Source organism: Gracilibacillus thailandensis, assembly GCF_010994055.1.
GTDB classification, from domain to species: domain Bacteria; phylum Bacillota; class Bacilli; order Bacillales; family Amphibacillaceae; genus Gracilibacillus; species Gracilibacillus lacisalsi.
Genome location: NZ_WJID01000023.1, coordinates 38489 through 64604, shown reverse-complemented (window position 1 = coordinate 64604; position 26116 = coordinate 38489). Strand labels below are relative to the sequence as shown.

The 26116-nt window shown below is 35.1% G+C and carries 22 protein-coding genes, 1 pseudogene and 1 riboswitch; of the genes and pseudogenes, 5 read left to right on the top strand and 18 right to left on the bottom strand.

The window, feature by feature from the left end; genetic code table 11:
- The first annotated feature begins 394 nt into the window (after positions 1 to 394).
- On the top strand, positions 395 to 529 hold the full coding sequence (locus tag GH715_RS08925; RefSeq protein ID WP_018931571.1) for a YqzM family protein: 135 nt from the start codon (positions 395 to 397) through the stop codon (positions 527 to 529).
- A 49-nt stretch (positions 530 to 578) separates the two neighbouring features.
- Here GH715_RS08925 and GH715_RS08920 read toward each other — a convergent pair whose 3' ends face one another.
- The 3 genes and pseudogenes from GH715_RS08920 to GH715_RS08910 all read right to left on the bottom strand — a co-directional run bounded on the left by GH715_RS08920 (position 579) and on the right by GH715_RS08910 (position 3983).
- Entirely contained in the window at positions 579 to 2840 is a 2262-nt protein-coding gene (locus GH715_RS08920; RefSeq protein WP_153835103.1) for a DNA internalization-related competence protein ComEC/Rec2, read from the bottom strand.
- Positions 2841 to 2878: 38 nt separating this feature from the next.
- A pseudogene (locus GH715_RS08915) lies at positions 2879 to 3325 on the bottom strand (ComE operon protein 2); the annotation flags it as partial.
- Positions 3326 to 3392: 67 nt separating this feature from the next.
- Positions 3393 to 3983, bottom strand: coding sequence for a helix-hairpin-helix domain-containing protein (locus GH715_RS08910; protein WP_163578557.1), 591 nt, complete (start codon positions 3981 to 3983; stop codon positions 3393 to 3395).
- A gap of 77 nt (positions 3984 to 4060) precedes the next feature.
- Between GH715_RS08910 and comER the strand changes: the two genes are divergently transcribed.
- Positions 4061 to 4879, top strand: coding sequence for a late competence protein ComER (gene comER / locus GH715_RS08905; RefSeq protein WP_153835101.1), 819 nt, complete (start codon positions 4061 to 4063; stop codon positions 4877 to 4879).
- Positions 4880 to 5038: 159 nt separating this feature from the next.
- Here the strand turns inward: comER and GH715_RS08900 are convergent, their stop codons facing one another.
- The 5 genes from GH715_RS08900 to ku all read right to left on the bottom strand — a co-directional run bounded on the left by GH715_RS08900 (position 5039) and on the right by ku (position 8806).
- A complete protein-coding gene (locus GH715_RS08900; RefSeq protein WP_153835100.1) occupies positions 5039 to 5404 on the bottom strand; it encodes a PH domain-containing protein in 366 nt (121 codons plus the stop codon).
- A 13-nt stretch (positions 5405 to 5417) separates the two neighbouring features.
- Positions 5418 to 6965: a sensor domain-containing diguanylate cyclase gene (locus tag GH715_RS08895; protein ID WP_153835099.1), complete on the bottom strand. Its 1548-nt coding sequence runs from the start codon at positions 6963 to 6965 to the stop codon at positions 5418 to 5420.
- A gap of 230 nt (positions 6966 to 7195) precedes the next feature.
- Positions 7196 to 7375, bottom strand: a complete 180-nt coding sequence (locus tag GH715_RS08890) for an H-type small acid-soluble spore protein (protein ID WP_153835098.1) — start codon at positions 7373 to 7375, stop codon at positions 7196 to 7198.
- 55 nt (positions 7376 to 7430) lie between these two features.
- Positions 7431 to 7631: a hypothetical protein gene (locus GH715_RS08885; protein ID WP_153835097.1), complete on the bottom strand. Its 201-nt coding sequence runs from the start codon at positions 7629 to 7631 to the stop codon at positions 7431 to 7433.
- 326 nt (positions 7632 to 7957) lie between these two features.
- Entirely contained in the window at positions 7958 to 8806 is an 849-nt protein-coding gene (gene ku, locus GH715_RS08880) for a non-homologous end joining protein Ku (protein ID WP_018931562.1), read from the bottom strand.
- 104 nt (positions 8807 to 8910) lie between these two features.
- Between ku and ligD the strand changes: the two genes are divergently transcribed.
- Positions 8911 to 10644, top strand: a complete 1734-nt coding sequence (gene ligD / locus GH715_RS08875) for a DNA ligase D (RefSeq protein ID WP_153835096.1) — start codon at positions 8911 to 8913, stop codon at positions 10642 to 10644.
- Here ligD and GH715_RS08870 read toward each other — a convergent pair.
- The 10 genes from GH715_RS08870 to GH715_RS08825 all read right to left on the bottom strand — a co-directional run bounded on the left by GH715_RS08870 (position 10628) and on the right by GH715_RS08825 (position 24344).
- Positions 10628 to 10984, bottom strand: a complete 357-nt coding sequence (locus GH715_RS08870; RefSeq protein WP_153835095.1) for a hypothetical protein — start codon at positions 10982 to 10984, stop codon at positions 10628 to 10630. The genes ligD and GH715_RS08870 overlap by 17 nt on opposite strands.
- Positions 10971 to 11630: a CPBP family intramembrane glutamic endopeptidase gene (locus tag GH715_RS08865; protein WP_153835094.1), complete on the bottom strand. Its 660-nt coding sequence runs from the start codon at positions 11628 to 11630 to the stop codon at positions 10971 to 10973. Before GH715_RS08865 ends, GH715_RS08870 begins: the two co-directional genes overlap by 14 nt.
- Positions 11627 to 12457: a metallophosphoesterase gene (locus GH715_RS08860; RefSeq protein WP_153835093.1), complete on the bottom strand. Its 831-nt coding sequence runs from the start codon at positions 12455 to 12457 to the stop codon at positions 11627 to 11629. Before GH715_RS08860 ends, GH715_RS08865 begins: the two co-directional genes overlap by 4 nt.
- Positions 12458 to 12711: 254 nt before the next feature.
- Entirely contained in the window at positions 12712 to 13818 is a 1107-nt protein-coding gene (locus GH715_RS08855) for a 5-methyltetrahydropteroyltriglutamate--homocysteine S-methyltransferase (RefSeq protein WP_153835092.1), read from the bottom strand.
- Positions 13819 to 13919: 101 nt separating this feature from the next.
- Positions 13920 to 14008: riboswitch (SAM riboswitch) on the bottom strand.
- Between the two features lie 170 nt (positions 14009 to 14178).
- Positions 14179 to 20094: a lamin tail domain-containing protein gene (locus GH715_RS08850; protein WP_153835091.1), complete on the bottom strand. Its 5916-nt coding sequence runs from the start codon at positions 20092 to 20094 to the stop codon at positions 14179 to 14181.
- Positions 20095 to 20418: 324 nt separating this feature from the next.
- A complete protein-coding gene (locus GH715_RS08845; protein ID WP_018931551.1) occupies positions 20419 to 20574 on the bottom strand; it encodes a hypothetical protein in 156 nt (51 codons plus the stop codon).
- A 100-nt stretch (positions 20575 to 20674) separates the two neighbouring features.
- On the bottom strand, positions 20675 to 20887 hold the full coding sequence (locus GH715_RS08840) for a hypothetical protein (protein WP_163578556.1): 213 nt from the start codon (positions 20885 to 20887) through the stop codon (positions 20675 to 20677).
- A 108-nt stretch (positions 20888 to 20995) separates the two neighbouring features.
- Positions 20996 to 21886 carry a type II toxin-antitoxin system SpoIISA family toxin gene (locus tag GH715_RS08835; RefSeq protein WP_153835089.1) on the bottom strand — a complete coding sequence of 297 codons (891 nt, stop codon included), beginning with the start codon at positions 21884 to 21886 and terminating at the stop codon, positions 20996 to 20998.
- A gap of 313 nt (positions 21887 to 22199) precedes the next feature.
- Complete coding sequence (locus GH715_RS08830; RefSeq protein ID WP_153835088.1) at positions 22200 to 23333, bottom strand: 5-methyltetrahydropteroyltriglutamate--homocysteine S-methyltransferase; 1134 nt, start codon at positions 23331 to 23333, stop codon at positions 22200 to 22202.
- 96 nt (positions 23334 to 23429) lie between these two features.
- Entirely contained in the window at positions 23430 to 24344 is a 915-nt protein-coding gene (locus tag GH715_RS08825) for a LysR family transcriptional regulator (RefSeq protein ID WP_163578555.1), read from the bottom strand.
- A gap of 170 nt (positions 24345 to 24514) precedes the next feature.
- On the opposite strand from GH715_RS08825, the gene GH715_RS08820 reads away from it, so the two are divergent.
- Both GH715_RS08820 and GH715_RS08815 read left to right on the top strand, forming a co-directional pair.
- Complete coding sequence (locus tag GH715_RS08820; protein ID WP_163578554.1) at positions 24515 to 24718, top strand: zinc ribbon domain-containing protein; 204 nt, start codon at positions 24515 to 24517, stop codon at positions 24716 to 24718.
- Between the two features lie 205 nt (positions 24719 to 24923).
- On the top strand, positions 24924 to 26033 hold the full coding sequence (locus GH715_RS08815; RefSeq protein ID WP_240469366.1) for a DUF2515 family protein: 1110 nt from the start codon (positions 24924 to 24926) through the stop codon (positions 26031 to 26033).
- Positions 26034 to 26116: the final 83 nt, after the last annotated feature.

Below are 26116 nucleotides of genomic sequence, written 5' to 3'. Positions count from 1 at the left end.
TTTCTAAAAAATTGTGTCATACACGATAAAAAGTTGAAAAAAAACGGAATATGTTTTATTGTATAATAAGATTTAACTGTTGAAAAGAAGTGTGAATGTAAAAACCTATATCATACATATTAATGAAAAAGAGGGAGGCATTTTCATCCTTCCCTCTGCAATCTATATCAACGCAACTTCATTAGCCCTAGGTATCTAATCAAGCTGCGATATTTTCTTATATATAGATTGACCTGATACCCCAAAATATATAGGTGTTAACTCTTGCTAAGTAAGGGAATCCTGAGATATGGATGAAAAAAATTAAGTAATGCTAACAGACAATCGTTGGTGTTACATTCAGACAGGAGTATGGCAATTCACTTCAACTTGATATTTTAAGGAGGTAATAACAATGAATGAATTTGAAAAGGATGTTCAGTCTAAACGACATGACATTTTTGATGCTGGATTTGGATTTGTTTTCTCATTTGTATTCTTTATGATTATTTTCTTTATCGGAGTTATTTTCGATGCAATTGGTTCATAAAAGGAACGAGGCTAACTTTTTAGTCTCGTTTTTTCTTTGCTACTGTATATTATGGTAAATAAGGAAAAACTGTTCCTCTTTCTTCCGAGAATTTATAGATTAAGGCACCAGATTGGTCGGTTCTCATCACTTTTATATTAAATTTTGCTAAATTATCTAATACTTCTTGATGTGGATGTCCGTAACGATTATTTTCACCAACTGATATTAATGCTACATTGGCTTCTACCACTTCTAAAAAAGATGTAGAACTTGATGTATTACTGCCATGATGGGCAACTTTTAATATATCTGTTTTTAATTCTGGATATGCATTAACTAATGCTATTTCTCCCTCTTCTCCTAAATCACCCGTGAATAACCATCTGTCCTTACCAAATATGCTACTTAGCACTAGTGAGTTTTCATTTTTATCTGATCGCTTCCGAATGGGATAATGAACTTCAAATGGTTGTTCCTTAAGTTCGAACGTATCCCCTGCCTTCACATTGACAAATTGAGTTTCCGGCACAATACGTTTATATTGTTCGATTATCTTTTCATCAAAATAAGGACTCGTGATTACATAGTCAACAGGATAGCCAGCTAGAATATATGGTACACTGCCAATATGATCATGATCAGCATGTGACAAAAAAATCGCATCAATTTCATTAATTCCCTTAGACTTCATAAATGGATCGATAACCTGATCAAAAGTTTCAGACGATATTTCAGAATAATCTGCTGTCATCTTGCCACCAGCATCCAACATAAAAACTCCTTTTCTGTAGGGTAATTCTACAATAATAGCATCTCCTTGACCGATGTCCAACATCGTAATATACCCGTGATGATCCAGGTATGGCTTGACATTTATCATGATTAGTAACATCACTAATAACGAACCATATTGAAGCGATTTTTGCAATTGTTTCTTTTCTAAACAGTTTAAAAATAACCATAGAACTATATAAAAAGGAAGAAATAAATAAATTGGGAATTCTCCCGTCAACCAAGGTGCCGGCATCCAATGATCAATTGCTGTTACAGCAGCAATTACCGCTGTATGGATGTGCATAAAAATGTAATCTAATATCACTAAAACGACCGGTAAAAATGAAGCAAGCAGTATTATAAATAAAATCGGTAATACTACTACTGTAAAATAAGGAATGATAATAACATTTACAAAGACAGATAATGGTTGAAATTGGTAAAAATGATACAACTGAATAGGTAAGATAATAAGCATACTTATTAAGGAAATCCGAAGCACTACCCATAAATTACCAACATTTAATAATTTTCTTGATAATATGATCCCAAACGTTACAATAAAACTAAATTGAAAAGCTATCGAATAGATGATGAATGGGTCCAATATCACCATCATGATAAAAACAATACTCAACATATCTGTTATAGCAAACCGAACTGGTAACTTAGAAAGTACAATGATAACAATCGCTAACAGACTGGCACGCCAAACCGAAGGTGATCCTCCCGCCATAGCAGGATAGAAGAACAATAAACAAGCGATTAAAAATTGTGCTTTTTCAATCGTGATCCGGAAGACAAATAAAAATAAAAAGTAAACGATAGTCAGAATTAAGCCAACATGTAGACCAGAAATTGCCAGTAAATGGCTAAGATTCCAATTTTGAAATATGTTTACAACATCATCTTCTAAATGTTCACGCTCTCCAAATAAGAGAGCTGCGAACCAAACATATGTAAAAGAACTCACATGATGCTCGATATGATCTAATACTTGTTGACGTAGATCATATATCTTTTGCCAGGATGACTGTCCTTCACATTTACTTTTATCTAACGATTCGATCACAAATTGTTTCTCAATACCTTGTGAACCCAAATATTCTTTGTAATGAAATTGCCCTGGATTACGAGCAATCGGAATATTTTGAAAAGCGCCATACAAGACACAAGTAGCACCGGTTCGAAATGAGGATAAATTGTCTTGAAAATCTGTTTCCGGAAAATAATATACTTGGATAAGAGAATCATCAGAAGCTTGAAGGGTAAAGCGAAGAAATTGACTGTTTTGTTCTACTTGAGATTGAATATTTCCTTGGACATAAGTACTTGAGATTTCTTCGGGATCATCTAGATTTAAGGAAGGAATATGATAAAAAGAAAAAAGGCTAAAAGCGATTAATGAGGTAATAAAGAGTTTAGAAAATCGGTGGATGTACATGAAAAAAATAATGATAACAGTTAAAATTATTAAAAACCATTGAACACTCACATCTTTCAGTACAAAGCTCATGACATATAATAAAACAAACCAATGTAATTTTTGATACAAGCAACCATCACCTCCCTTACCTTACCAAGCCATTATGGTTTCAATGTTATATAGTGCTGATCTAATTCTACTTTTTCAACATGAACACCAGCTTCTTCAAATAATTCCACTGCATACGGATGATTCTTATAATCTTCAGCATAATAAACCGTTTTTATTCCACTTTGAATAATTGCTTTACAACAATTCAAACAAGGAAAATGTGTTACATAGATCTCTGCATTTTCTGTAGAAGCACCAAATTTAGCACATTGTAGTAAAGCATTCATTTCTGCGTGAATGGTTCGTACACAATGTCCATCAATCACATAGCACCCTTCATCAATACAATGTACACTCCCAGAAACACTGCCATTATATCCCCCAGCGATAATACGCTTGTCCCTTACAATGGTCGCACCTACCATTAAACGCTGACAAGTACTACGCAATGCTAACAAATGACTTTGTGCCATGAAATATTGATGCCAAGAAATTCTTTCCACTTAAAACACCCTTTCTTTTTCTCACATAATAAAAGTGTACTTGTCCAATAAGGAAGCGTCAATAACATTATGGAATTCGGACGTATTCCTCCAGTTTTTCGACTGTTTTATCACCAATCCCGGAAACTTTCGTTAAGTCCTCCAATTTTTCAAAACGCCCATAAGTATCTCTATATTCCACAATTGCATTTGCTTTTACTTCACCTATTCCAGGGATAGTTTGCATTTCTTCCACCGATGCGATGTTCACTTTCACCTTTTGATCGTCGCTGCCCGTATTTAGGGCTTGTTGTGTTTCTTCAAGATTTTCATCTTTCGATGGTACATATATTACCATCTCATCATAAACTCGTTCTGCAAGGTTAATCATTTGTTTATCTGCTTTGTTAGTAAAACCACCTGCTAGTTGAATTACATCTTCGACACGATCATTTTCACTAACTTGATATACTCCAGGGCGTTTTATTTCACCTTTCAAATCAATTTTATATTCTGTTGCAACACTTTGATCCTCTTCTTCCTGCAATTCAGCATTATGCTCCTCCAGCATTTGATCCGTTAAGTCGTCTTCTTCATCCATTGATGGATCAATCAATAACCAAAGCAAAATTGCTCCAACGACTAAAACTAAATACCAATTTTTAAATATCCAAGACATGTTTATCATTCCTTTATCATAGAATAGTAAAGTTGTTCATAGGATAGTGTTAGAAATTATCCAGGAGGCGAGATGAAATGAAATGGGGTATAATTGGAACCGGCAATATGGGCGCAGTTTTAGTAACTGCCTTTCTTGAATCGAACGTCATTGATCAGGAAAGTCTTTATGTCTCTAATCGTACAGCAGAAAAAGCATATGCAATCCAAAAGAAGTATCCACAGATTCATGTAAAGGAAAACATCTTTGAGTTAATTGAACATGTCGATACGATTTTTTTATGTGTAAAACCAATAGACATGATAGACGTATTAAGAGAAATCCAACCAATTCTTGATGAAAAACAACTATTAGTATCGATAACAAGTGCAATGTCGGTAGAAGAAATCGAGTCGTTAGTTGATTGTCAGGTGGCTCGAATGGTACCTAGTATTACAAACCATGCTCTAGCTGGTGTCACACTGTTAACGTTTGGTAGTAGGTTAGATTCTTTTAGGAAAGAATTATTTATTAAAAGATGCCAACAATTTTCAGAACCAGTAGAAATTGAGGAAAACATTATGAGGATTGCATCAGATATCGTTTCTTGCGGACCTGCCTTTTTTGCCTTTTTAGCAGAAAACTATATCAAAGATGCTGCCAATCAAACAGAAGTTTCTACAGAACAGGCAACACAGCTAATGGAAAAAATGTTTATTGGCTTTGGAAAACTATTATCAGAAAACCATTTTACTCTCAATGAGTTAATAGAAAAAGTATGTGTAAAAGGTGGAATCACCGGAGTCGGTATTGCATCGCTCGAGGAGAACATGAACGGACTATTTGAAGAATTGATTAACCAGACACACCATAAATTTAAAGAAGACAAAGAGATGATCGCAAATAAATTAAAGTAAGAATTCAGCTTGGATGTTACAACGATTAATACGGTGATAAATAAGTAATGGAATTGGGCACCGAAGAAATATTACTCGGTGCCTGTAAATATTACCCGGGAAACCGCAAATTACGACTTAACCATTACTTTAATGTGTCGTAAAAAGTCATTTTTGTGACTATAAGATATGTTCGGCAATGATCTTGTCTAACTTTCGAATATCAACTTTTTTATTAAGATTTAATTTAAAATGGCCAGATCTAGTCCACAATTCAATCTCAGCGTTTAAATCTAATTTTCCACCATTTTCTGTTGAATACATATCTATTGATTTAAATGGAATGGTGTATATTTCCACCTTCTTTCCGGTTATCCCTTGCCGATCTGCAATGATGAACCGTTTATTTGTTATAACTGCTATGTCACGAACCGTTTTATATGCAGTATGTGCAATTTCACCATCAACAAGAAGATCGTGTATGTCATTAGGCACACTCACTTCATCATAAAATGTCCATTCCATAATGTGACTAATATCTACCATAAATAAAACCCCCTTAAGCGTTAATCATTTCCACCCGATCTCTCCCGGCTCTTTTTGCTTGGTACAATGCTTTATCTGCTTCCTTGTACATTTGTTCAAAACTAATTGGTTCATTAGTTGTAGTTAATCCGATACTGACTGTAATTTTCTCTTGCTTTTCCCCATTTATACTAATTGAATGTTCTGTCAGATTTTGCTGAAAGAGATTTGCTTGTTCACCAGCCTGCGCAGCATCCTTATGTAATAATACGCCAAACTCTTCTCCTCCGATCCTTCCAACAATACTGCAATTTTTTGCAGGTTTAAAAAATTCAGTTAAAGCAACGGCAAATTCCTTTAATACCTGATCCCCAACGATATGACCATACTGATCATTGAATTGTTTAAAATGATCGATGTCTAGTATTAAAAAGGAAATAGGAAATTTTTTACGCTCCGCCATTGCATTGTATTTTTCAATAAAGGAATGCCGATTACATATATTGGTCAATGAATCATAGTGAGCTAATGTGTACAAACGATTTTCTATTAATTTCTTCTCCGTAATATCGGTTAACACAACAAGCATGATATCACGACCATAATATCCAATTGGAACAATGTTAACTTGCAGATAAATATATTCTCCAGCTAATTCTACCTTCCATTCAAAAGATGTTGATAAATGTTGATAAACCCCTTTCAAAATCCTTTTATCGGTAAATAATTGATCCACTTTCTGCCCAATTATTATCTCCTCATCAAGATATGACATCCACCGTTTCAGTAGTTTATAGCCTGCTTGATTAATTTCTAAAAGGTTATAATTAGGGCCAAATAACATAATTCCTTCGTCTAGTGATTCTAAAATTTGATGACGAGAAACAGGCCAAATGGAGTTAAAATCATAACGTTTGAAAATAAAAATAAGCAAGACACTCATCAAAGAAAATGATAGCGCAACCTGACCTGGAATTTTCACAGACAATAAGGGCAAGACACATAAAGATACTAATGGAGTTAAAATAGCAATAGAAGATAATAGATGACTATTTCTGAGATGTGATGGCAGGTCATGCATATTTCTGATAAAAGTAAAAACCGCCAATAAAGTTAAGAATAATAAATAGGCAATGAAAGTAATCCCCAATGGTGTCGGCGTTATGGTAATTTCAGTTAATCCCCAAATGGTATCTGTTGTCACACTGGATCTCATCCAATGATGAATAGGATTTGTAAATATCAAAAAAATGCCTATCACTGCAGGTGCTCCCAAATAAATCATGTACTTTATATTCTTGACAGCATTTGGCTCAGCTATTTCTTTGGCAAAGCCAAACAGAAAAACTGGACATAAAAATAATGCAATTTGTTGGATATTCCTTAACCATTGCATTGCATTAAAATCATCGATGTATAATTCTAAGGCAGTAGAAATCATAAATAAACTGGAAAGCATTAAGCATATAGATAAAAATAAACGGACAAGATTACTAGGCTTTTTTAAGAGTACAATTGATAAAAAAAATATAAAAAAAGCTATAATTGAGATATAGAGTGGATAAGGTTCAAACCATTGCATTACGCATCCCCCGAGTAGATAATAACCTTTTGAATTCAAACTATCATAACAGAATATTGGAATAAATTATCACTAGTGTATATTTTTACTCGTTATACTATATACTATTCGATACGAATCGGCTATTTCCTGCAAAATATTTATAAAATATTAAAAATTTTTATAGTGGAAGAGCTTATCATGTAACAGCACCCCAATTGAATAAGGTCATTAATTGGGGTGCTTACTTGTTATTGCTCTTGCAACTGTTCCACTGTCACCATATATTTTTGTTCGGGATTTTCGATCGGGTGGATGGTACAATGACCTGTTCCTTGATCGACATGCTCAATATATACTTTATCGCCATTATAAGTTACATTACGCATATCAGGCGAATCCAAAATTTCTTGTGCGCGTTGTGCGTCCATTATTCTATCCTCCTTAGCTAGTTATTGAGAATAGTTTACTATTTCTAACTGTAAATTATGTACCGCTCTCTCTGGAATTATTTTCTTGTTGTTTATTCCTTTTTTTAACGGCTACACTGAACACCGCGATCGTTATTGCTCCTACTCCAATCGCAATCAGCATACCTAACAAAAAGTTATCAAATACAAGTCCTAAAACAAAGCCAATAAGAATCGAATAAATGATTTCCGTTATAATAAATCGTTTTACACTCATAACATAACCTCCTTTTTAATGGATAATTTTATTACTATGATATCACGTTATCTTACTTTCCTAAAGAATGATTGGAAGAAAAAAACAATCCTTTTTTGCAGTTTATGGATGCTTGGTAAATTGATTAATATGTATTCAATAAGTATTTGGTTTTGTGGTGTTCGCTTTTTTATCTCTAGCATCCATTTTAAAATATTTGAACAGCCTAACCACCACTGCGGCTCCCCACTTCCCTTATAAAATAGTTTTCTCCTCCTTGGGGTTATATCCAAGGAGGAGAATCCGATAGTATATGCAAATTATCTACTGATAAGCCATGTCCTTTTTTAGTTTGCCTTTGCTTTTTGTGAAGCTGTTTTCTTTGTCGTTTTCTTTCGTTTCGTTGTCGTTTTCTTTTTTCCTTTTTGAGTTTTGTTTAATGATTTTTCGAGAGCTTCCATTAAATCTGTAACATTGTCTTTTTTGGCAGGCTCTTTTGCCGTTGAAACTTCTTCTCCATTTTTCTTCTGTTCAATAAGTTCCAATAATGCGGTACGATACTCATCATGGTATTTTTCCGGTTCAAATTCTGTTGATAATTGTTCAATCAACAATTTTGCTGTTTCCAGCTCTTTCTCAACAATATTTGCTTCTTCCGGTACATTTGGAACCTCTTGGAAGTCCCTAACTTCATCAGGATAATAAATCGTCTCCATCACTAACGTATTTTGATAAATGCGAACAACTGCTAAATGTTCTTTTGAGCGAATCGTAATTTTTGCCAAACCGATTTTCCCTGTTTCCTCCAGTGCTTTGCGCAATAAGCCATACGCCTTTGCTCCACCTTCATTTGGAGACAAATAATAACTGCGGTCAAAATAAATCGGATCAATTTCTTCTAACTTTACAAAATCCACAATATCGACCGACTTATCCTCTTTTTCTTCCTTTAATGCTTCTAAATCTTCATCTTCTAGAATAACAAATTTATTTTTCGTATACTCAAATCCTTTTACAATATCGTCTTGCTCCACTTCTTTTTCACAGACAGGACATACTTTTTCGTACTTCACAGGAGATTGGCATTCTTTATGCAAATTTCTGAGCTTTATATCTTTATTTTCCGTTGCTGAATGAAGCTTGACTGGGATATTAACAAGACCAAAACTAATGGTTCCTTTCCACATCGTATGCATCATAATCACCTCTTTATCAATAGTTTTTCTTTTTATGACATAATCATGCAACAGTTTGTCAAAAATATTTCTGATAACTGTGTCTGATAAAAGGAGTCTATACTATGTGGAAACCGATGCTGCCTAGACTTGTAAACGAAGCACCTTCAGGAAATGAGTGGATATATCAAGTAAAATATGATGGATTTCGTTGTGGTTTACAATGGACCGATCAGGACATTACCTTATGGAGTCGAAACGGTCATGACCTTAGCCATTCATTTCCTGAAATCATTTCGTGGTGCCAACAACATACTTCTAGATTCCAAGCCTATTTACCACTTTTTCTTGATGGAGAATTGATCATTACGATTACTGCCTATCGAACGGATTTTGAACAAATACAAAAGCGGTCCAGAATAAAAAAGAATATAAACCAGTTTAGTCAGAATCGCCCTGCTACTTTTGTCGCCTTTGACTTATTAGAATCAAAAGCTCAAAGTTTACGAAAGAAAAGCTTTTCTACGCGTGATCAATTATTATCCACGATTTTGGAAGGTTTAACAGGAAGGATTCGCAAGGCACCTACTTTCGAAAAACTGGATAGCATTCTCGAAGTGGTCGATATCCATCAGGCAGAAGGAATGGTTGCCAAACAAAAGAAAGCGACTTATACAGAAGGAAAGCGAAGTAATACATGGCTAAAAATCAAAAATTTTCGAACCATTTCTGGGATTGTTACGAATTGGAATACCGAAAATGATTATTTCACGTTACGATATTATCACAACGAAACACTCTGCATACTCGGGAAATGTAAGAATGGCCTAGAACAAGGAGAGAAAGAAACGTTAACTACTTTTTTCAAACGTTATGGGCAGAAGGTAAATGGGACAACGTGGGAGCTGGATCCTTCTGTTTGTATGGATATAAATTGTCTGAGTGCTGAAGATCAAGAACTCCGTGAACCGGTTTTTCATCAGTTCCGATTTGATATCAACCCAACCGATTGTAATCAACTTACGATTGATCAAGGATTGGCACAATTTCCATCAACGGTTAACTTATCCCGATTAGAAAAAGAATTGTTTCCAACTGTTACGAAATTAAACTACTTGTGTTATTTAAGATGGATTGCACCTTTTATGCTTCCTGGTCTGAAGGATCGCAGACTGACATTAATTCGTTTTCCTGATGGGGTACATGAACATTCCTTTTATCAAAAACATCTGTCAGATTATGCCCCTTCTTTCATTCAAACTATCTCTAATAATGATGGAGAAATGGATATACTTTGTCAAGATCTGCAAAGTCTAATCTGGTTTGGTAATCATGGTGGATTGGAGTTCCATGTTCCTTTTAATAAAATTAACAAGGCAGATCCCGAAGAAATAGTCTTCGACCTTGATCCGCCATCATTAGATCAGTTTTTTATTGCTGTTCGTGCTGCCCACTTGATTAAAGAAATGATGGAACATCAGGGCTTCACACCTTTAGTCAAAACATCCGGAAGAACTGGATTACAAGTTCATATACCGATTGAAAATATGACGTACGATGAAACAAGAGTATTAATGGAGGCTACAGCAAAAGTATTGGTTGACTCTGATCCTGATCATTTTACCATCGAGCGCTTAAAGAAAAATCGTGGCAAAAGACTTTATATCGATTATGTTCAACATGCTCCAGGAAAGACAATCATTGCTCCCTATTCGACAAGGGCAACTGATGAAGCAACTGTCGCGACACCGTTATATTGGAATGAGGTAACAGAAACATTAGACCCAAGAAAGTTTACGATTCACACGATACCAACAAGAATTAAAGAGAAAGGCTGCCCATTTAATTCGATGATTTGACTTTGATCCGCTCAGCTATATTTTTACCTGTGACCCATATATTTACTTTATCATCGATTTCTAACACATCCTTCCCCTCTATTTCTGTTTGATCAGTAATTTCAAGTTCAACTGGTGCATAAGATCGATCGTGGACATCTAATATTGGCGCTATACTAATCGTGTCAGATCTCACTTCTTCAATAAAGTAATGAAAATAATCGGCCTGATCAGCTAGAAATTCATCATTCGAATGGTCTTGATAATCATATTTTTCGATGTCTGATTGACAGGCTATTAAAAATACCAAAACAATTACCATGAAGAACCTTTTTCTTAATATAAACTTATATAATTCCAAATAACATCATCCCAATCAGATTGATGGATACATTCGCACTGATGTGAACTAACCATGATGGCAATATACTGTCTGCCTTCTCATCTAATTTATTAAATAGATAACCGGCAACAAATAAACTGAACAGGATGAGGACAAATAAGTAAATAGAAAACCAATCCGTCATCATCGCAATATGATAAAGTGCAAACGTACCAGCACTAAAAAGGTAAGCTACCCATCTTTTTGTCATTTTTAATAAAGCTAAAAAGGCAAAGCCACGAAAGAAAAATTCTTCTAATAACGAATTAACGAGTGCAATATAGATCGCAACAAAAAGGAAGTTATTTTTATCAACTGCCATGTTATCTTCCAGCATAACAGTCACATTCGAAAAATCAAAGAAGCTACCAATGATCCAATACAACGATAAAATAATGATGGATACACTACTTGCAAGAATAATTGGTAATTTTAAATATTTCTTTTTAGAAGAAAATAAATCTTTAAAAGATAAATGGACAACAAATCGAATATATAAGTATGGAATGAACAAGAAAAGCAACAGCTTACATATCGATTTAACTAAATAGTTAGGAGCAATATATAGTTCGATCACTGCCATCGCAAGACAAGCAATAACAACGAACAACATTAATCGTTTCATTTACCGACACCCTTTACTTTAATTAGTGTCATCTGACTCTGATTAAAGATTCTCACATCTATTACACTCGTACCAAGACCACTATCGATGTATAATTGTTGATGTTTATTTAAATCAAATAATCCTTGATCATATTTCGGAAAAAAACCTTGCCCTGGAGCAACAACTGCTCCAATGATAGGTAAGCGAATTTGACCTCCATGGGTATGACCACTTAATACTAAATCAATCGCCTCTGGATACTTTGAACGTGATAAATCAGGAGCGTGTGATAACAGGATCGTCACATCCTCCTCATGCACCCCTAACATAGCAGTTTCCATATCATCATGATTAGTTGATGGGTCACCTACACCTATCAACTGAAAAGAAACCCCTGCCAGTTCAATGACACGGTTTTGATTATCTAGTAGATGAATTCCTTTGTCGGCAAGGCCTTGAATAAATGATTCTCGCAACGGATTTTCCCATTCATGGTTACCAGTTACAAAATAGACGTTGGAATTAATCATAGTTAATTTGTCCGCAAAGTCCAAGACAAACTGTAAATCATCCGTTTTCCTGTCAATTAAATCACCTGTCATAACGATAACATCTACATCTACTTGTTTGATTTCATCTAATAATTTCTTATTATTGTCACCGAACTGTTTATTATGTAAATCCGTTAATTGTAATATAGTAAAAGATTGATCCTTATCCAATTTTGAAGTAGCTATCTCCAGTTTCTCAACCTTGAATAAATTTGTATCATAGTATATTTTCACACCGCCACTTATAACAATAACCAGCATAAATATCAATAAAAACATGCGACCACGCCTCATCTAACAACCTCTTTTTATATGGATAATGTATTGTCATTTTAACATAAATGGATAGAAATGTACGTGTGTAGTCGACATAGTTTCCCACAGCATACTTGACATTTGTACATCTCTCTTTATTTCTATTTTATGTTACTTAAACCTAATAACCTGTTACAGAAAAAAAGAACCTTCATTGCCATTCATGCAACAAAGGTTCCTTGTGATTGCTTACCTAATTCAATTGAATTCAACCGATAACAAGAGATAATTCTTTAACCCCAGATTTCTTTTGTAATTTGTACAATGTGTTGGAGTTTGTTCCATTGGTCTTGTTCGGTTAGTTTGTTTCCATGGTGAGTAGATGCAAAGCCACATTGTGGACTTAAACATAATTGCTCAAGTGGTACGTATTTTGCGGCTTCTTCCACTCGTGCTTTAATTTGTTCTTTGTCTTCCAACTCTCCATTCTTTGATGTAATTAATCCTAGCACAACACGTGCGCCATTATTTGGGATATGTTCTAACGGTTTGAATCCACCTGAGCGTTCATCATCATATTCAAGGAAGAAACCGTCTACTTTTTCCTTAGCGAATAGGGTTGGAGCGATTAAATCATAGCTTCCTTCAAAAGCCCAATTGGAGCGATAGTTTCCTCGGCATAAATGGGTAGTGACAACAAGATCACTTGGTTTATCTTCTAAAACGCCATTGACTACTCTTAATGCCAGATCAATTAAAAATTCCCGTGAAAACTCACCATCATTAAATGGAATATCAGGTGAAGACAATCCTGCTATATAAACGTCATCAAACTGTAAATAACGCACACCAGCATTATAAAATGCTTTAATTGCATCACGGTATGCTTGAATAACATCTCTGGCATATTCCTCAATATCCGGGTAAATGCTAACATCACGAATTCCTTCGTTGAAAAGCTGATTAGGACTTGGAATGGTTTGTTTTGCCACCGCTCGACCATCTACTAATGCATTAAACTCTTTAAAATCTTGGATAAATGGATGATCAGGATTAAATGAGATTTTACCTGTATTTCGAATATTATAGCGTTCTGTTTCTTCATTCCCATGAAATATATAACCTACTTCAGGTACATATCCTTCAATGCCATTTAAATGCTCTAAAAAGTCTGTGTGCCAGAAACGACGGCGGAATTCTCCGTCTGAAACAAGACTCAATCCCACTTCAATCTGTTTATCAATGATATGAGCTATTTCTTTGTTTTCCACATTACGTAACTGTGCACTTGTAATATTACCTTCCTCAAAATCCTTTCTCGCTTTCAGTAAATTCTCCGGGCGTAATAAGCTCCCCACATGATCTGCTCGAAATGGTGCTGTTACTGTTTTTGTTGTCATACTACCTCTCCTTATAATGAAAATGAATTTGGTCAGCATATCTTACCCAGTAAAAAAAGACCTTCTAAGAAGAAGGCCTTTATCATGAACGAAAGTCAATCTTCTTATCTATTGGAATTAGCACCGTGTCAAAAATGACTGGTTGCTGAGACATCATAAGGCCAAATCCCTCCGTCTCTCTGGATAAGAATATATGCAATTTTTACCATACATACATCATACAATATGCTGTTGGAAAATACAACCCTATTTTTTTGAAAATGTATAACACAATTGTTAATCATAGTTATAAATTTATAGCTAACATTCAAGAAACAAAGAAAAAGAGATGCAACATATATTGCATCCCTTCTAAATTATTTAATTTAATTGTGTTCTATTTCTGACATATAATATCGTTCCAATGATTAGCAATATGATACTCAATGCCATAATTTGGAATATATTTGTTGCTGTATTTGGGAGATTAATGTTATCATTACTTGCTATTGGTGATTGTTTATCACTATTCTTGACCTCTTGTTTACTTCTTTGGTCTTCTGCTTCTTGTACGTTATTCCTCTCAGAATTTTGATTATTATTGTTGTCGTTTTTATCAAAACCAGAAGTAGAATCCGAATCAGTATTAGAGTCTGGATGCTTCTCAGGTTTATTTTTATCCTTGTCCTTTTTTTTGTCTTTGTCCTTATTCTTGTCTTTGTCCTTATCCTTGTCTTTATCTTTGCCATTACCTGATGTATCATCTTCCCCTTTGACAAAAGACCAGATAGGTGAGCGAGTCTCACCTGTATAGTTATCAGTCACTGTAGCATACCAGAAATACCGTTCTCCTTTAGTAAGGCCCTCCCATGTAACTTTTGCAGTATCTCCGCTCACGACATTATCTACCTTGCCTATTTCATTATCAGTATAAACATTCACTACAAAACTATCCGTCGCAACTCGCTTTTCTTTAGCTGTTAAATCTAAATCAATAGTGAATTCATCTTTATTTGGGTATTCATCCGTATCATAATAATTATAATCATCCATATATGGTGAATAGGTGTTCACATATATTTGATTATTATCTGTATCAAAATGTAACAAACGCATATACCCTTGTCCACCTTCAGGTCCTGCTTGATAGTCTGCTAACATTTGATATACTTTACGATCAGGGTTACCATCCCCATCGTCATCGATTTCATCCACTAATGTCTGTGCTTCATGATAATGACCAGATAAAACAGCTACAACATTTTCATTTGGAAGCACTACTTCTTGATATAGTTTTTCGCCTAATGGATGACGTGTTCCTGTTGCCTGTAAATACTCGTGGAAGGTTAAGATCGCTGTACGGTCTGGATGTTGACTCAATACTTCATTCATCCATGCGATACCTTCATCATCAATACCCCAACCTAAATAAAGCATAATATAGTCGTTGCCATCAACAGATATTAAGTCATAGTGACCACGGTTATTTTGATATGAACCACCATAATAAGGCTTATCTTGAAAACGATCTTCTCCGAAATATTTATAATATTCGGTATAGTCTTCAGTCTTTTGGAGTACGTCGTGGTTTCCTGCAAGAACTCCATATGGTATGGCTGCATCATCTAATGTTCTCATATATTCATCCGCGTATTCCCATTGGTATGGTTGATCTGCTTCATCTACTAAATCTCCACTATGAAAAACATACTCAATCTTCATTTCTTCTTGCTGCTCTTTAATCCATTCCGTTTGGCGCTCAAAAATGTGGGGATAGCTCTCAGAATAATATTGTGTATCTGACATCCAAACAAACGTATAGTCATAGTCATCCCGATCAGCAGGTATTTCATCTTGAATCATTACTTGAATTTGATGTTCATTACTATATGAAGCAACTTCGACATCGCCTTTCAGTGTAAAATCCTCTTCACCGGCAATTTGATAATCGACAATGTCCCACTTAGAAGACTCCACATTCCATGCATACATCGTTACTTTTCTACCTTCTAGAGAATTACCGTTCCATTCTAATTCAACCAAATCATTCTCATCGACTGTATCATCAAGTGTTACGTCAAAACGGTGATATGGAAATTCTGTTGTTGCATCATGTACCAAATACTCACCATCTTTTTCAGCTACTAGTGAAATGTCCTGTTCTTCCAGCAATGTTGAGCTATCTATTTCATTTGTGTTTGGTGGTTCCACAGCTGAAGCACCTTGATAAGATACCACGGCCTCTGTATCAGAGGGTTTATACTGGAACCCTTGATAGAAACCAACATCCATCTTGTCTCCCATCGGATCATTAACACGGACCTTTAAAGTTGGATCACCGTCTTGAACATTTGATAGATTTTCCGGTACCTCTGGATTCTCTTCAACTGTATAAAAAGTAATTTCTTCTGTCCCTTTGTTACCAATTTGATCTGTAGCCGTAATGCTTAACGTATGCTCTCCATTCGCAAGCTCACCTGACGAAGTTTCAAAAGGCAAATCTATCTCCTCTCCATCAAGTTTTGCTTGGTAAGTATCCACGCCAGCTACGTCATCATCAATCTCTGCATCAATTATAAAGGTACCTTTGTATGTTTCTTCATTAGCAACTGTAGCTTCAATATTTGGAGCTGTGTTATCTACAAGTACTTGTTCTTGAATGGTCTCTTTTGAATCGGTTACTTTTACTGTGTGTTCACCATCTGTTACTTCTGTTGTATCCCATTCATAGGCAATAGATTGTGCATGATCTTCCGAAATAGTAAATGTAAAGTCCTCCGCAATCCGGTGTGTGCCATCATCCCCCATGTCTAATACATTCTCAGGATCTGAATGATTAGGATCTGTTAGAATCGTACCATCAGCCAATACGAGACGTACATTGCGTAAATTATAGTCATCACGATTCTCACCCGGGTCACCTTCCCATGGTGTAGCTTTGTTTCCGGCACGTATCGTAATCGTGTTTTCCCCGATTTCCAAATAGTTAGGATCTATCGGAACTGTGATCGTCTCCCATTGCGCTATCCAATCATCAAATATATGAATGATCTCATCACCAATTGTTACACCATTTTGGAAATAGGTATTAATTCCGCTTACTTCAAAAGCGAAGTATGCTTCATGTTCTATTGCTTGATAACTTGTGGGCACTTGATTTCCATCAATAACCATATTCATATCTGCAGGTTGATCGATATTGGATGTACCTTTTAGCACAAATGTTTCCTTTAATACTTGACCTTCTTCGACATTTAAGCGTAAAGGACTATGATCCAAATTACTTTCAATCGTTACTGTCTCTGGATTAGTAGTTGTTGTATTTTCACCGTCTGAAGCTTCAAAATAATATTCGACCTCTGTATTGCCAATCATTTCAGGAGCATAAATGCGATACGTAAATACTCCTTCCTCTTCTCCCTCTTCAATCAATGCTTTCTTATAATCTTCATTAGCATTTGTACGGTAGTAGATCGCAACTGTTTTTAATTCTTCTTGATCACTTGCTTCTGCTGTAACATCTAAGTCATCTGTCTGGTTAATAGTCTCAACGCCTGTGATATCTTCAACAACAGGTGGCGTTTGATCTTGTTCTACTTGAACAGGATCTATTGGTACCTGATAATCTTCCACAACACCAGGTGTAGCATCAATCGTTCCCGCACTTACTTTCTCCATGATATTCGAATCATCTGCTGGATATTTATAGACAATACCTTTATTCGGGGCAGTATCATCTGTTGTATCCAAATCATTATAATAAGCAATCGAATATTCGTGGCCAATATTGGAAGCAATAATTAATCCACGCATACTGCCATTTGCCATTCCAGCAGATTCTATTCTTACGATATTTTCATTTTCGATCAAATCAGATCCATAATTAGCATTAAAGTCTGCTACAGTTTGATCATTATTCTGTCCATTAATAATCCAAAACACCAATGTTTCACCTGCAGGAATCACGACGTCATCTGGAATAGATGGCCAAATCACATCACTTGCTGGATCATTGCCGTAGCGGTACTGCATTTTGTAGTGTTCAAAAGGGATATCTTGATTGGTATTATTATAAATTTCAATAAATTCATAACCATCAGCAGTACCTACATTTGTAGAATCAGGCACAATTTCCGTTACTAATAAAGGAGGCAAGCTTTGCGTATCTACTTCATCTTGTGAAACGGAAATGGTGAATTCTTCTGTTCTTTCTGTATTAATACCATCTGTTGCTTCGATATAATAAGTCAAGTCAGATTCCACATAAATTCCTGGAATTTCAACCTTATATTTATCTGGTTCCTGTGAATCTGATACCATAGATAAACTACGATATTCAGAGTCTTCATTTTTTACAAAAAGGGTTACATCGGGGATTGCTAGATTGTCAGTCACTTCAGCTTCAATTGTGACAGATGAAAAAGCTTCTGCACCAGTTACTGCTTCATGTGTTATGACTGGAGCAGTAGTATCTTCTTCTGGTTCTTCGATTTTTACAACTTCAGACGGAACTTGCTCGTAGGAAATCGTTCCTGGAGTAGGATCTGCCAACGTTTCTAGTTTAGTCATTTGTGTTCCTTCATATGGGTATTTGTATTGAATGACACCACCATTATTATCATTATCTGCTCCATCATAATCTGCATAAATAACTTCTTCTTGTGATGCATCTCTTAAGATTAAAGCTCGGTTTCCTCCATTTGCAAACCCAGGAAATGTCGTATCGGTTACTTCTACCACTTGCTCACTTGTTAGATTAGTCGAGAAATGGTTATTAAAATCTTCTAATGAATAATTCCCATTGTTATACCAGAAAACGAGAGTTTCCTGTGATTCAATATCTACCGGAGGAACTTTGAACTGTACTTCACGTCCAGAATCTGTGTAATAATAAATATGCGCATATTGATGAAAGGATAAAGTCTGGTTGGTATTATTATAAAGTTCAAAATATTCGAAGTAATCTGTGCCCCCACCTTCTGTGTTTGGTGAAATTTCAGTAATAAGTAAATGGGGATACTGTTGAAAATCCTCTTCAGACTTGTCGATAGATGTTACATCAATTGTGAATGTTTCACTATCTGTCTCAGGTAAGCGTATACGTTGTTGCGAATTTACTGCTGTAATATAATATTCAAGTTCACCAGCTTTAACATTTTCACTACTGATGGTTGCTTCATATACATTATTCTCCACTGAGGTCATGTCCATTTGTTCAAATGAACCTTCTTCTGAACGATAGTGTAATGTTCCCTTTACTTTATGTTCTGCACTCGTGAGTTCTGCAGTTATAGTGATCGATTTACCTTCTGGTCCTTCTGCGATTGGTGTATGATCAATTTCAGGTTTATCGAGTTCATCAAGCATTACTTTTTCTTCAGGAAGTTGTTCTTCTTCCACCGTTCCAGGAGTTGGGTCAGTCACTGTTTGATATCGTTCCATTTCTATTGATTCCGCTGGATATTGGTAAGTTACAACTTTCCCGGATGCGATATCTTCCGCAAGGTAGCTGTTCGTTACGATATCTTCATTGTCATCTTTGATAACCACACCACGGTTTCCACTGTTATAAAAGTTCGTTCCCTGATAGGAAACAATTTGATCTTCCGTTAATTCGGTTGAATAGTGTGCATTAAAATCAGCTTCAGTTAATTGTTCTGGGTTATGCCAGAACACAAGTGTTTCCCCTGCTGGGATCGATACTTTTGGGAAATCGAATTTTTTGTCATTAGCACTACCATCCGTATAACGCAGTGCGACGGTATAATAATCTAATAAAATAGCTTGATTACTATTATTGTATACCTCAAAGTATTCAAAGTTATCTGCACCATCATTATTCGGCATAATTTCGGTTAGTAAAAGTGGTGGGAGTGTTTGATAATCAATTGTGGATTGCGCTTCCAACTTCTTGTCTGAACTCTCCTCAGTAGCAGCCTCTTCCTCGGTAGACTCAGACTCTTCACCAGAATTGGTTACTTCTTCTTGAGAATTCTCTTCCGAAGCTACTTCTTCATCAATGGACTCTTTTTTCTTATTATCTTGTTGGCTTTCTGTCTCTGTTTCTTCATTATTTATTTGTTCTTCTTGTGTTAAGGATGAATCTCCTCCAACTGTCTCACTTTCTAAACTTTCTCCAGTTGAGTTTGTTTCTTCGTTTTGCTCCGGTGCAGTCTCTTCTTGTTCAATCTCTTCTTCTGTATTGGCATATGCAACAGGGCCGTATGCAAAGACATTTGTAAAAATTAACAAAAAGATAACAAGAAGTGACAATCTACTTGTCCATTTCTGTCCCATTATTCGTCATCCCCTTCTAATATTAGATACTCTTTCAATATACAAGTTAAGTGTTAATTCAAAGTAAATTACTAGTAAACTAATGTAAAAAATCGTAATATTTTGGAGGGATTACTAGTCATTAGTAACCTGAATGTAAGATAGGCGATATATCATAGCGAATTTAATCAGGGTGATAAATTATAGGATCTTTATTGTAAAAAGAAAACACTTGGATAAATTTAAAATTTAATCCAAGTGTCTTTATAAGTTCTGCTATTTACTTGTCTCACAACAGCACTCCTTTTTGCTTAAAGCCGAGTCATCACATCATTAGAAGTAAGATTATAAATAAGTCCTATCATCTTTTTGTAATTTCTTAATTTGATTTAACATAGCTTGATGACGTTTTTCTTCTCTAGTCTTGCCTTTCCATTGTGTAACTTTAGGAAATTTTTTTCGTTTGATGAGATCGGTGCTTTCCTTTTTGATTTTAGTCATGTCTTCCATCTCTCCTCATCAATCTTCTTCCTTTTTAACAAAAAAAAAATACAACCCATCTCCCTTATCACATTACTTAGAAAAAAGGGTCGCTTCTCCATTATAACTTTTTTAATGCTTTTCTCCTTAACTTCTCCAAATCTTTCGTATATCGGGTTTTAGATGCATCCGCTATTTGTGTAATTGGTGATTTCTTACGACTGAGAATATCACTCAAGGGAGTGGTTTCTTGGTATAGTGTATTCACATTATGTGATTTAAGTTCCTTCTTTTCATCTCTTTTTAAATTGGCTCCTAGCACTGTCTCAATCACAAAACTCCTCCTCCTCAACTTCTTTACATCAACTTTCTTAAATTACCTCGACTTTAAGATACTCTTCATCATTTTACGGGAATAGTTCTCGATTTATTACTTTTTTATTTAATTTGTCACTAATTTTTCATCTTCAAGAAAACAGAAAAGACAAGCTAAATTGGTGATAAATAATGCGTCAATCTCATAAACTCTTTCATGTATTTCCTCTATAAATAAAATAAACGTATGATTTTCTCCTACAAAAGCAGGGCATATGTGTGCCATACCCTTTCCATGTTTTTCTTCACGATCCAATGCCACAATATCTCCGTTCCATAATGTTTCCATAATTACCTTTTCAATATTATCTTCATTGTCTATCACCAAGTTGTCCAGCATACTTTCCCAATCCAACGTGTGTGTTTGCTTTATCGTTTGAATCGTTTTTATAAAAATATCAATAGTTTCATATTCTGCTTCGAGATCTTTCGGTTTTACCTCATAAAGGTGTACACGTAAACCAAAAGTATCTGCATAATAACTGAGAAATAAATTAAGTGAATCTGGAAAATCAAGCTGTTTCTTATCAATATCGGATTTAATAAATGGAGCGATTTGCAGCAATTGGGAGAAATAATTTAGCTTATCTTGTTGCTTTTCTTCTATCAAACTATTCTCTTGTATATATGTTTTTAATGGATCATAGCTTTGAAATTCTGTCTTCCAAATCTTCTTTATTGTTGGCGTAGAAAATACAAATATATCAATAAATACTGCCATTCCAGCTAATATCACGAGTTTTTGCCAATCATCAATAGAAATGATTTCAACTAGCCACAAGGCCCCTATCACTAAGACAAATAAAAAGTACAAAGTTTTTCGATATTGATATAGATTTTCAGTAAAACGATTATCCTCTTTATCATGGAAACTCCGTAAACTTTGGATGTATACGAATAAAATAAACAACAGGAGAACCCCTACCAGAATTGATATAATAACAGTTTCTTTCTCCATCTTTATTCACACCCTCTCTCCTGTATAGAAGATAGATTTTTCCATAAACACGTTAATGCCCTATTTTTTCCAAAAGCGCTTATTATAGTATATGCTTGTTAATTTCAATTCATTCTTGACTAAATGATTATCCAGCAAAAAAAACGAGTTAAAAAGTGACGAAACTACACACACTTTCTAACTCGTTATAGGACTTATAGCCGTCTTCCATACCTAATTACTCCTTAATTCTAGTAATCTTTTTTTATAAAAACATTCAATGCAAAAAAGGATAAAGATGATAAAACACCCTTATCCTTTCACAATTAAACTATTATCCCCATATTTCTTCTGCTACCTCTTTGATGAGACGAAGCTTTTTCCATTGTTGTTCTTCAGTTAAAATATTCCCTTCCTCAGTTGAAGCAAAACCACATTGTGGACTGATGCATAAACGTTCCAGATCGATATATTTTGTTGCCTCTTTGATCCGAGCTTTAATGGCATCTTTATCTTCTAACTCACCTGTTTTAGAAGAAAATAAGCCGAGTACAACCAATCTATCATCACGCACATGAGCTAAAGGTTCAAATCCTCCTGAGCGTTCTGTATCAAATTCTAAATAAAATGCAGATACATCCTCTTTTGAAAAAAGAATATTCGCAATCGGATCATAACCACCTGATGAAGCCCAAGTAGAATGATAATTCCCTCTACAAACATGTGTGGTTACAATTAAATCCTTTGGTAAGTTTGCAAGAGCTGCATTGTTTACTCGTAAATTTAATTCACCGACTTCTTGTACATTTGCACTGCCATGTCTGCTTGCCCAATAGTTTGGGTCTACTAACATCCCCCATGTACAATCATCGATCTGAAGACTTCTGCACCCTGCATCATATAAATCTTTAATCACCGTTTGATAGGCTTTCGCTATATCTGTAATTAGCTCTTCAATATCTGAATAGATAGTTGCAGTAACATCACTGTTCTCCGGCCTTTGCAATTCAGCCAAAAATTGTGCTGGAGCTGGAATCGTTTGTCTCGCGATTACATCATCGTAAGCAAACTGATTTACAAAAGTAAAGTGCTCGACAAATGGATGATTTTTACCACTGATTCTACCAGTTAAACGAGCTGTCTCAGGTCTTGTTTCTTCCCCGTTAAATTGGTAACCTTTATCGATGACTTCTTTTTTGACACCAGTCAGTCCCCACATAAAATCTAAATGCCACCAGGAGCGACGGAATTCCCCATCAGTTATTGCTTTTAATCCAACTTCTTTTTGTTTTTGAACAAGTTCTTCGATACTCTCATCTTCTACTTGTTTCAATTCTTGTTCGGTTATAGTCCCTTCTGTAAAAGATGCACGTGCTTTTTTCAATTTTTCAGGTCGCAAAAAACTGCCTACATTGTCATAACGAAATGGTGTTACCGTTCTTTTTCCTGCTTGAATTTCCACTGTCATGTTCTTTCTCTCCCTTATGTAAATGTACAGAAAGTGTAGCATGAAAGGTTTACTATTAGGTAACACTTAAAATCTATCTTTTGCTATAGCTTTATCCTATAGCTGAAGTAATTCCTCTGCAATGGTTTCTTTTAAATACTCTATATAAATGTTGGCCATCGGACTTGATGTGACATATTTATGTATAATATAGCCAACTTTAATGCGCTCCTCAACCTTCAGGGGGACAGAAATAATATTATCGCCATTTAATTTTTTGCTAATGACACCTGTTGAAATGGTGTAACCATTAAGACCGATAAGCAAGTTAAATAATGTCGCTCGATCTGTAACATGGATATTTTTAGGTCTTGTCAATGTACTTAAAATCTCTTCTGAGAAATAAAACGAATTATATTCCCCCTGTTCATAAGAAAGGTACGGGTAGCTTTGCAAATCAGATAATGTTACATACTCCTTTTCAGCTAGTGGGTTGCCTGAACTGATAAAGACATGTGGCTTTGCTTCAAACAATTCATTAAAAATGAGATTACCTTCACGTAAAAACTTTTGTATGACCTTTTCATTGAATTTATTGACATATAAAATACCAATTTCACTACGTAGATTTTTTACATCATCGATGATTTCATATGTCTTAGTTTCACGCAAAGTAAATTCATATTCATCACGCTTATAATCATGTAATAAGCGTACGAATGCACTAACCGCAAAGGCATAGTGTTCAGCTGATACCGCAAAATGCTGTTGCGATGATGTATGTGCATAACGATTTTCCAACAGTTCAGCTTGCTCTAGCACTTGTCTTGCGTAACCTAAAAATTCCGATCCTTCCGGTGTGATAATGATTCCTTTATTCGTTCTGGAAAAAATAATAATTCCCATTTCCTTCTCCAGCTCTTTAATTGCATTAGATAAACTTGGCTGACTAATGAATAAATTCTGGGCAGCTCTACTAATAGACCGACTCCGTGCTACTTCAATTACATATTTCAATTGTTGCAATGTCATGTTATATTCACTTCCTATTTTTTATTAACCTTATTTTAACAGGTAAACGAAAGTTGAGAAGATGATTTTGTTCACCAAAAATGAAACATATCGATATCTGAATCGTAAACAATAAGAAAGAATACTTTATGAATATGTATTCAGTTAGCAATTTAGGAGGTATGAACATAGTGGAACACAAAGGTTGTATTAAATGTGGAAGTAGTAGAGCAGCACAAAAAGAAGTAGCAATGACTGGAACAGGTCTCTCCAAAATGTTTGATGTGCAAAATAATCGATTTCTTGTGGTCTATTGTGAGGACTGTGGTTACTCTGAATTTTATAATAAAGAATCTACTACAGGATCTAACATTTTGGACTTATTTTTTGGCTAAAACTATTATAGGGATGTACGTCATCCCTATATTTTTTTATGCATTTCCCATCTTTTGTTAAACATAACTTTTCTACAAAGCACTCTAGTGAATATATTTAGCTCACCTAATTGTATAAATCCCTTTTCATATAGTAAACATAATAGTATGGATACATAACCTAAACGTAAAGATCATAAAGGAGGGATCACGAATATTTAACCCATTGAAAAGATTACCTGCTGATTTGAAGTCAATAAAAAAAACATTACAGCAAAAGAAAGATTCCTTTACTGACTTTGACAGCCTTACAGACGATGAAGCAAAACTGGTACAATTTATCAAAGGGCAAACAAGGGAAAATAATCTGAATAACGTTACTAGAACGAAAGCATATCTTGCATTTTTTAAAAGAAATCCTGAAATCGAATGGGCATTTCTGGCACATATGGTGTCCCGAAATGCTGGATGGAACATGACTGATTTGAAGGGAAGCCTATTGACACGGCTCATGACTAAAGAGCAGCAAGCTTATTTTTTTGCATTTTTAGAACGGAGTAATTGGCTGATTTTTCATGACGCCTATCCTCAATTGCTGTTATATGAAGAAAGTAAAAAAGCAAACAAAAATTTATTCTATTTACTTCCACAATTCGGTATATCTTATTTTATGAAGGTGATGTGGGATCATTATTATCAAAAGAAAGATAATTACCTGATAACTGTCGCACTTATTATTAACGAACAAAACTATATCGAGGGCAGAGTCATTCAGAACAAAGAATATCATGCTACATTATTGGAGTCGTTAGAATTTAAAATACAGGAATTATTGCAACTGAATCAAATACTGTTTCCCTTTATAGATGGAAAGCAAGTTAAACTAGTCGGGCAATCTGTACATCAATTTGCTTCTTTAAAGGAGCGAATTCTATTAGGTAAACGGTTGTATCACTTATTATTTGATGATAATTTCTTCTCCAACATTTATGATATGGCACGAAGGCAACCACACACAGGGTCAAGGAAAGACTACTGGCCAGACATTTTTAATGATATCAACGAATCCAATCCTGTCGAACCTTTTCAACAAAGACTAGAAGGATGCCAATTAAAACCTGGAGCAAACCGTTTGTATAGTCCTTCATTAGTGAATGCTTGGAGTAATGTTGAACAGCAACCAGCAGAAAAAGGCGACTGGTATTCCAATTGGAGAGTGATTCACTATTTACAAAAAGATCCTTCCAAAGTAAATGGAGATATTCAAGACGAATATTGTGAATCATTGGAAAAGATGGAACTTGCTATCCTTGCTAAAGAGCCAATAAGCAAATAAGTGTAACCATGATTAAAGGACTTCCAATACGATGGAAGTCTTTTGCTTGTATGGAAAGAAAGTATAAAATCAGTGTAATGACG

Coding starts and splice junctions, on each gene's coding strand:
- GH715_RS08865 (WP_153835094.1), bottom strand. CDS start 11,630: ATGAAACGATTAATGTTGTTCGTTGTTATTGCTTGTCTTGCGATGGCA.
- GH715_RS08895 (WP_153835099.1), bottom strand. CDS start 6,965: ATGCAATGGTTTGAACCTTATCCACTCTATATCTCAATTATAGCTTTT.
- GH715_RS08845 (WP_018931551.1), bottom strand. CDS start 20,574: ATGACTAAAATCAAAAAGGAAAGCACCGATCTCATCAAACGAAAAAAA.
- GH715_RS08850 (WP_153835091.1), bottom strand. CDS start 20,094: ATGGGACAGAAATGGACAAGTAGATTGTCACTTCTTGTTATCTTTTTG.
- GH715_RS08885 (WP_153835097.1), bottom strand. CDS start 7,631: ATGAGTGTAAAACGATTTATTATAACGGAAATCATTTATTCGATTCTT.
- GH715_RS08835 (WP_153835089.1), bottom strand. CDS start 21,886: ATGGAGAAAGAAACTGTTATTATATCAATTCTGGTAGGGGTTCTCCTG.
- GH715_RS08900 (WP_153835100.1), bottom strand. CDS start 5,404: ATGGTAGATATTAGTCACATTATGGAATGGACATTTTATGATGAAGTG.
- GH715_RS08910 (WP_163578557.1), bottom strand. CDS start 3,983: ATGTCTTGGATATTTAAAAATTGGTATTTAGTTTTAGTCGTTGGAGCA.
- GH715_RS08825 (WP_163578555.1), bottom strand. CDS start 24,344: ATGACATTGCAACAATTGAAATATGTAATTGAAGTAGCACGGAGTCGG.
- GH715_RS08925 (WP_018931571.1), top strand. CDS start 395: ATGAATGAATTTGAAAAGGATGTTCAGTCTAAACGACATGACATTTTT.
- GH715_RS08855 (WP_153835092.1), bottom strand. CDS start 13,818: ATGACAACAAAAACAGTAACAGCACCATTTCGAGCAGATCATGTGGGG.
- GH715_RS08830 (WP_153835088.1), bottom strand. CDS start 23,333: ATGACAGTGGAAATTCAAGCAGGAAAAAGAACGGTAACACCATTTCGT.
- ligD (WP_153835096.1), top strand. CDS start 8,911: ATGTGGAAACCGATGCTGCCTAGACTTGTAAACGAAGCACCTTCAGGA.
- GH715_RS08890 (WP_153835098.1), bottom strand. CDS start 7,375: ATGGACGCACAACGCGCACAAGAAATTTTGGATTCGCCTGATATGCGT.
- ku (WP_018931562.1), bottom strand. CDS start 8,806: ATGCATACGATGTGGAAAGGAACCATTAGTTTTGGTCTTGTTAATATC.
- comER (WP_153835101.1), top strand. CDS start 4,061: ATGAAATGGGGTATAATTGGAACCGGCAATATGGGCGCAGTTTTAGTA.
- GH715_RS08860 (WP_153835093.1), bottom strand. CDS start 12,457: ATGAGGCGTGGTCGCATGTTTTTATTGATATTTATGCTGGTTATTGTT.